A 3,310-nucleotide genomic window follows, 5' to 3' on the forward strand; every position below is an offset into this window, starting at 1 on the left:
TGGCCATCTTCTTCGTGCCGGTCTTCTTTGTCTTCATCATCGGGGCGCAGGAGCGCCTGCAGGTCTGGCTGGCCCGGCGTGCTCAGCAATGGGGAGAGCAATAATGGCCAGGCTTTGCCCCCTGAGCCTGTTGTGCGGCCTGAACGAGGGCCGCCAGACAGCTCTGGTTGAGGTCTGCGTTGCCAGCCCTCATTCACCCACCATTACGGAGGAGCCACGCCATGTTTTCTGACACTCAACGCCGCTGGCTGGTCCTCCTGTCCTTCTTGCCGGTAGTCATCGACATGACCATATTGCACATTGCCGTACCTTCGCTGACCCAGGCCCTCGGTGCATCCGCTACCGAGGTACTGTGGATCATCGACATCTATCCGCTGCTGATGCCGGGACTGCTGGTGGCCATGGGCACTCTGGCGGATCGTATCGGCAACCGGCGTGTGCTGCTCACCGACCGGGCTTGCCATCTTCGGGATGGCTTCCCTGTTGGCCACCTTTGCGCCGACGCCAGCCATGCTCACCAATGCACAGGGGCTGCTGGCCCTGGTGGGCGCGATGATCATGCCCTGCGTGCTGGGCACCATACGTCGCACCTTCCAAGAGGAAAATGAGCGTGCCATTGCGCTGGGCCAGTGGGAAACAGTTAGGGTTGCGGGACGGTCCTCGGGCCGTTGATCGGCGGAGTGCGGCTGGCCCACTACTGACGGGGATCGACCTTTTTTATCTATGTCCCGGTCATGCTGTTGGTCGCGCCGCTGGTATTCATCCTATTGCCGCCAATCGAACGGACGACGTCGGGTAGCTGGGGATTGGGCCAGGCGCTGCTGCTTATCCTCGGCGCCCTGACGGGGGTCGAGCTGACCCTGGCGCAGGCGCTGCAATACGTGCTGGGCAACACGCCACTACAAGCCGGCATGTTCATCATCCCCATCATGGCCGCAGCCGCCGTGGGCGGCCCGAGCGCGGGTTACCTCTTCAACCTCTGTAGCCTGCGCACCGTCGCCAGCTCATCGCTGGCAATCTCTGCGGCCGCACTCTGCTATCTGACCCAGGTGGACTTTCACCATCCCAATGTCAGGATGCCAGCAACGCTGGCCCTGCTGGGACTCTGTCTCAGCATCGGTCTGACGGCTTCCTCCATTGCCAACATGGACGCAATGGAGGCGGACAGAGGTGCAGGGAGGCAACAGTCTATGAACCAGGGGCGGGGTTCGGGAGCACCTTCTAATGGCGTACTATAAAAATCACAAAATGAAAAAGCCCAACCTGTCAGACAGGTTGGGCCTTGAAGATGGCGGAGAGACAGCCCGCCTTAATTACATCCAACAAAAACCAGCCACACCCTATACATCCGTTTATAATCAGCACCTTATATACAAATCCATCCAAAGCTGTCCGACTATAAATGACTCTATCCCGTACTAAATGGCACAATGAATGGCATAGTCCATGGCATGCCACATTCTCAAGGAATTTTCCCTATGGCACTTCTTACCGATACCAAAGCACGTAACCTCAAGCCGGGTGACAAAACAATTGCACATGGTGGCGTGACAGGTCTTGCACTTCATCCATCAACGGCTAAAGGCCGTGGCAACTGGGTGCTTCGTTATGTCAGTCCAGTGACCGGCAAACGCAGAAATGCGGGGCTTGGTTCTTACCCCGAGATATCCATAGCCGATGCCACCAAGCAAGGACAGAAGATGAGAGAGCAACTCGCCAATGGCCTTGACCCTCTGGAGCTCAAACGTGCAGAGGAGAGTAAACCCTCTATCCCGACTTTCGAGGCTGCGGCTCGAGAAGTTCATTCCAAACTGCTGCCTGGATGGAAAAACACCAAACACGGCAAACAGTGGATCGCGACGCTCGAGCAGTATGCATTCCCCATGATTGGCCAGTACTCAATCTCTGCCATCACTCCTGCACAGATCGCTGAGGTCTTAATGCCGATCTGGTTGGAGATCCCTGAAACTGCCAGTCGTGTGAAACAACGACTGCATGCGGTCATGGCTTGGGCCTGGGCGCATAGTCACTGCCAAGCAAACCCGGTCGATGTTGTAAATCACTTACTCCCACTACAACCCAGTAAAGCCGTTCGTACCGAGCATCAACCTGCCATGCCCTGGCGTGACATTCCATCCTTTGTTCAGCAGCATCTGAGGACAATACAGCGTTACGATGTTACTCGCTTAATGCTGGAGTTCTTGATCCTGACTGCTTGCCGTTCAGGTGAAGTCAGGGCAATGAAATGGTCAGAGGTCGACCTGGAAGCAAAGATCTGGACCTTGCCAGCGGAGCGAATGAAGGCCAAACAAATGCATCGCGTTCCGTTATCTCTTCGAGCTGTTGAGATCCTGATGGGATTGCAGGGGTTGCATGATGAATTGGTCTTCCCTTCACCACGCGATCAAGTCCCCCTATCAGATATGGTACTAACGACATTTTTGCGACGGGTAAAAGCACCGAGCTCTACTCCTGGCCGTCTGGCAACGGCACATGGCTTTCGTTCCAGCTTTCGCGACTGGTGCAGCGAGCAGGGCTATGCGCGGGATCTTGCTGAACGAGCATTAGCTCACACAGTGCAGAACAAGGTAGAAGCTGCATACCACCGTACTGACCTGCTGGACCAACGTCGGCCCATGATGGATGCTTGGGCTAAGTTTGTATCCGGTAACTCACCAACTAAATAGGAAAGAAGCGGCCTTGATGGGCCGCTTCTTTCTATATTCTTTTTTTAGCTTTTCTTAGCCATTGTGGGCATCTTGCCAAACCAGTGTTCCGACAGCTTCTGAGCCTGCTTTACTTCTGGTTTGGTCATCACGGCCTCCAGTTCATCACGGGCCCGCACGGCTTCAGGCATAGCTTCTGTAGCCGCCAGTGAGAGCCAAGCATATGCATGCACCCGATTACGAGGAGCACCCAAGCCTTCCTCTCGCAGTGTTCCCATCCGGTATTGGGCCATGTGGTCACCTTGCTGGGCAGCCAGGCGATACTGCTTGAGAGCCAGTGCGTAATTCTCTTTGCCACCTTGCCCCAGACGCAACATTTCGCCGTAAACGTATTGCGCTGCAGTGTGTCCTTGTTGGGCAGCCTTGGCATAGCTGGCTCTCGCTTGTTCCAGTGTCCCTTGCTTATGCTGTAGCTCCGCCAGCTCAAACCATGCCTTGGTGACACCACCGTCGGCAGCCCGCGTTAACCAGTGGAGCTGCTGCTCCTGGTCTACCTGCTGCAAGCTCAGTTGGTACTCGGCTTCATGGGAGCCGTGTCCGGCTGCCAGTTCCAGCCAGTAACGCCCCAAAGCGGGGTCTGTGGG

4 protein-coding genes are annotated in these 3,310 nt (G+C 56.1%); 3 read left to right on the forward strand and 1 reads right to left on the reverse strand.

Annotated elements, in window-relative coordinates:
• Nucleotides 1-221 precede the first annotated feature (221 nt).
• The 3 genes from BN1143_RS22555 to BN1143_RS00695 all read left to right on the forward strand — a co-directional run bounded on the left by BN1143_RS22555 (nt 222) and on the right by BN1143_RS00695 (nt 2,687).
• Nucleotides 222-608: a hypothetical protein gene (locus tag BN1143_RS22555; protein ID WP_197069831.1), complete on the forward strand. Its 387-nt coding sequence runs from the start codon at nt 222-224 to the stop codon at nt 606-608.
• A gap of 198 nt (nt 609-806) precedes the next feature.
• A complete protein-coding gene (locus tag BN1143_RS22560) occupies nt 807-1,238 on the forward strand; it encodes an MFS transporter (protein ID WP_197069832.1) in 432 nt (143 codons plus the stop codon).
• A 240-nt stretch (nt 1,239-1,478) separates the two neighbouring features.
• Nucleotides 1,479-2,687, forward strand: coding sequence for a tyrosine-type recombinase/integrase (locus BN1143_RS00695; RefSeq protein WP_042049278.1), 1,209 nt, complete (start codon nt 1,479-1,481; stop codon nt 2,685-2,687).
• A 44-nt stretch (nt 2,688-2,731) separates the two neighbouring features.
• Here BN1143_RS00695 and BN1143_RS00700 read toward each other — a convergent pair.
• Nucleotides 2,732-3,310: tetratricopeptide repeat protein (locus BN1143_RS00700; protein WP_042049279.1), on the reverse strand; the 579-nt coding region annotated here is incomplete at its 5' end.

This window comes from Aeromonas dhakensis (assembly GCF_000820305.1).
In the GTDB taxonomy this organism is placed as follows: Bacteria; Pseudomonadota; Gammaproteobacteria; order Enterobacterales; family Aeromonadaceae; genus Aeromonas; species Aeromonas dhakensis.